The sequence below is a fragment of the Rhizobacter sp. P1_G5 genome (assembly GCF_056405435.1).
The window spans coordinates 1-3,711 of the sequence record NZ_JBFUCB010000599.1 but is presented as its reverse complement, the minus strand read 5'-3'; the positions used below and the strand labels follow the sequence as shown (position 1 = coordinate 3,711).

The following is a 3,711-nucleotide window of genomic DNA, read 5'->3' as shown; positions in this document are numbered from 1 at the left end:
GTGCGACAGGGTCACCCGCTGCTGGCCGACGGCGAGATCACGCCCGAGCGGTATGCGGCCTGCGACCACGTCGTCACGTCGCGCCGCGGGCGAATCACCGGGYCGGTGGACGACGCACTCGCCGCCGCCGGGTTGAAGCGCAATGTCGCCGTGATCGTTCCCAGCTTCGGCACCGCGCTGTCGACGGCGGCCGCGACCGACATGGTGGCGCTGATCCCCGCGTCGTACTTCGAGCACCTGAGGGCGAGCAACGCGCTGCGCTCGTTCGAGCTGCCGGTGCCGACGGAGCACATCACGATCTCGCAGATGTGGCACCCGCGACTCGATCGCGACCCGGCGCATCGGTGGCTGCGGGGCGTGGTGCTGGAGGTGTGCCGGCAGCAGCAGGCGTGACGGCAAGGTCAGGCAGCTCTGCGCGACCAGGCGAGTGCAGTCTCCAGATGGGGATAAACGATCTCTTCGACCTGCTCCGCGTCTTCAAAAAACGCCCCGCGCAGAACGATCGTGTAGACCAACCGTTCCTTCTGGAAGGACAGGACACAGCCGACCACCGTTTCGTTGGGCTCGGCGAGGGTCAGCGCACCGTATGCGTTGTCGCCCCAGCTCTGCAGGTTTCCCTTGAAGACAAAGCGGCCGCCGACGGATGCCGCGCCGGTTTCCCTTGAAGCATTGCCGTCGCGAAACAGCTCTTCTGCTCCCGCAACATCGTTGGCAATCTCCACGCGCGTGATCATCAGGAATCTCGCGAGACTGCTTTCATCCTCGTAGTTGTACGAGTACTTGATCTCGAAGTCTCCGCCAGGAAAGGCGCGCGTGATCCAATGCTCTTGTCGTGCATCGAACTCCATGGAGAAGCCCGCATCGATGAGATCGCGAACACCCATCGCCAGCCGCTTTTCGTCGGCGGTGGGCTTGCGAAACTTGACGCCGGCTTTCGCATACATGTAGTGGATGCGAACGTCCTCGCAGGCCTCCTTGATTCGTCGTCGGATCTTGCGCAGTTGCAGCAGCATGTGAGATGCACATCGTTTGAAGCCAGGCGCAATCGTCTCATGCGATGGGCCAGGGCTGCGCGAGCTGTGCTGGCATCAGCGGGCCAAGCCGAGATGAGGAGCGAGGGCTGCATCAAACCTGCTGTACGCGATCGTTGTCTTCGTCGCTCATCAGTCGTGCACGAACGTGTAGACCTTGCGTCGTTGACGCGTCCACATTTCCTCGGTTGCCTTGCCCCTGCCAGCCATGGAGTCTGGAAGCGGACCCATCGAGCGCTCTTCCATCGAGAGCCAGGCGGGCAGTGGGATGTCCAGAACCCCTTCAGCGGAACTGGTGACGACGAAGTCCTGACCGCGCTGGCAGCCGTCCTGTTGCAGCTCGTCAATGGCCAGAGAAAGATCGGCGCCGTTCATCGCCAAGGACAACCCGATGAGTTGATCGTCTTGGTTGAGCGACGCATCAACATCAGCAATGGAAACGTCTGGCTCCCGTCGTTGCCGAAAAGAGAGAATTCTGGACCGTTCGCGGTCGATGAATGCTCTCGTCCGCTCATTCTTGCGAGCGATGATGCCGAGCATTCCGGGCGTATCGATGGTCACTTGGCTCCTCCACATGCGCACGCACTTTCGTTGGCAGTCATTCTCCCAGACTGCCCTCACACTGCCTTACTGGCTGGCCGCCCGTTCCTGAATGGTGCGCACGAGTGCTGCCGGGAACACCTGTCCGACCTCATCCGGTCTCTCCTTAATGCTTTCAACGGGAAAGAAGTCGGTGACCTCAAAACGAGTGCGCTGTATCGCGGCAACTCTAACGGCACCCGCCTGCTGAACTGACGAACCAGCCATTGCCTTCACCCAAAGATAGAACTTGGGGTATGAGACACCGGACTGCGTCGGGCCAAGGCGAAGAGGCTGAACTTCGATGGTCGTGACGGTCGAGCCGTGAGCCCGCTTGAAGAATGTGAGCAGGTCGCGTTGCAGAAGAGGCTCGAACTCGTCCTGCAGCGGAACATTCGCCTCGATGTGCGTCCGCTGAAGTTCTGATTGGGCAGAAGTGGGCTCCTGCGCAAGCACCGCATGCATCGCAACAACCAGAACCAGCGGTGATAACAAGTGCGGCTTCATGTATTTTTTGGGCCCCGAGCGAGACGCTCATGCAAGAACAACCTCTCCACGAGCTGTCCGACGCTGCACCCATCAAACCGGGTTCGGAGTGTCGCGACCAACGGGCAGACTGGGTTGAAGCAGGTCCCACAGGTTGCCGTAGAGATCCTCGAACACCGCAACTTTGCCGTAGGGTTCGACCTTTGGAGGGCGTACGAACGACACACCTTTGGCCCTGTAACGCGCGTAGTCGCGTTCGAAGTCGTCCGTGTAGAGAAACAGGAAAACCCGCCCGCCAGTCTGACGTCCTATCCGCTCAACCTGCTGCGGATCTGATGCGCGAGCGAGCAGAAGCCGCGACTCTGTGGCGCCAGGCGGGGAAACGACCACCCACCGCTTGTTCTGTTCAGGGACAAAAGAGTCCTCGACCAGCAAGAACCCAAGTGTGTCCACGTAGAACGACAGGGCCTCGTCGTAATCTCGAACAACGACAGAAACCAGGCCAAGTGATTGCTTCATCTTCGAATCGCCAGCTGCTGGCCGAGGCTGTGTGAGAACGCAGAACTTGAAGCGTTTTCCAGGTCTTCTAACCCAGCCCCGAAGGTCTGTCCTTCGAAACGTGCATGCAGTGGAGCGCGAGCAGACCGCCGACGGCATGTCGGCCCCAATGGATCCGGTGAAGAAACGACCAATGCCAGACCGCGTCGTTCACATCGCCGCTGTCGAACAAGACGAGGCCCGCTCTGACGTCTCGGTAGATGTCCATCAAGTCATCACCGACATCGCCCATGCCGGATTCGTCGGCAAGCGTCGGATCGGGATCAAAAAACTCGCGGTAGTACCAGCCAAGAAACGGCGCAAGGTTCGACTTTGCACAGTCCGCCCCGGGCTGGGGCAGATCCGGCAGTTCCCTGTCGTTCTCGGCATCCCGGTCTGGGAGCACAAGCGCAGCCGCGTAGAGGCGCGCCAGCCAGCCGGCGGCCTGAGACGCCGGGTCCGGACCCAACGACTCGCCCTCGCACCAAGAGCAGTAGCCGCGAGCCACCTCGGCGAAATTGGCAATCGAAGCGTTGGAGGGATGTTGCATGACTGCTCATTTTCCGCGCAATGAGTCACCCCGAACCTCGCGCACCAGCACCTGCATGTCGAGCCCCCCTTCCGGGACATCATTTGCGGCTCTGGAGCTTTCGCTTCAGCCCTTCCGACGCTCCGTGCTCGATCAGCTCCCGCAACTCCGTGGCATCGAGCTGATTCCAGACGTGCCCGCAGTCCGTGCAAGCTCTGAAAGCCTCCCTGCCTGTCAACCGCACGGATCGCCTCAGCAACAGGAAGCGCAGCCCGCTCGGGAAGAATTTCTCGGCGGCACCGCTTTCTGAGCCATCAGCAAGGATTCGCCCTTCGACGAGTTCGCGCGACTGACACACCGGGCAGATTGAAGGGTTCCTCATGGCAGCATTGATGCGGAGAACTCCGGCTTCAGGTCGGTCACGGAGAAGTCACCACTGCATGCGCAACCGAGGCGGCGATCGTCACCTAGATCGCCCATCGAAGTGCGTGACCGGAACAGATGCGAGATCGATGCCTTCCAAGCATCGGATATTGATCGCAGCCATGT

Annotated in this window: 6 protein-coding genes and 1 pseudogene; 1 reads left to right on the top strand and 6 read right to left on the bottom strand. The window is 60.8% G+C overall.

Features of this window, described 5'->3' with window-relative positions; genetic code table 11:
- The coding region (locus AC1D12_RS27755) for a LysR substrate-binding domain-containing protein (protein ID WP_477844288.1) at positions 1–393 on the top strand (393 nt) is incomplete at its 5' end.
- A gap of 8 nt (positions 394–401) precedes the next feature.
- Here the strand turns inward: AC1D12_RS27755 and AC1D12_RS27750 are convergent.
- From AC1D12_RS27750 to AC1D12_RS27725, 6 genes and pseudogenes are all read right to left on the bottom strand, one after another.
- Entirely contained in the window at positions 402–1,013 is a 612-nt protein-coding gene (locus AC1D12_RS27750; protein WP_477844286.1) for a hypothetical protein, read from the bottom strand.
- A 150-nt stretch (positions 1,014–1,163) separates the two neighbouring features.
- Complete coding sequence (locus AC1D12_RS27745) at positions 1,164–1,592, bottom strand: hypothetical protein (RefSeq protein ID WP_477844284.1); 429 nt, start codon at positions 1,590–1,592, stop codon at positions 1,164–1,166.
- 66 nt (positions 1,593–1,658) lie between these two features.
- The gene (locus AC1D12_RS27740) at positions 1,659–2,117 is read right to left on the bottom strand and encodes a hypothetical protein (protein ID WP_477844282.1); all 459 of its coding nucleotides are present in this window, start codon (positions 2,115–2,117) and stop codon (positions 1,659–1,661) included.
- Positions 2,118–2,189: 72 nt separating this feature from the next.
- Positions 2,190–2,615, bottom strand: a complete 426-nt coding sequence (locus tag AC1D12_RS27735; protein ID WP_477829037.1) for a VOC family protein — start codon at positions 2,613–2,615, stop codon at positions 2,190–2,192.
- 67 nt (positions 2,616–2,682) lie between these two features.
- The gene (locus AC1D12_RS27730; RefSeq protein WP_477844280.1) at positions 2,683–3,183 is read right to left on the bottom strand and encodes a DUF5063 domain-containing protein; all 501 of its coding nucleotides are present in this window, start codon (positions 3,181–3,183) and stop codon (positions 2,683–2,685) included.
- A 442-nt stretch (positions 3,184–3,625) separates the two neighbouring features.
- Positions 3,626–3,711: pseudogene (locus AC1D12_RS27725) on the bottom strand (GFA family protein); the annotation flags it as partial.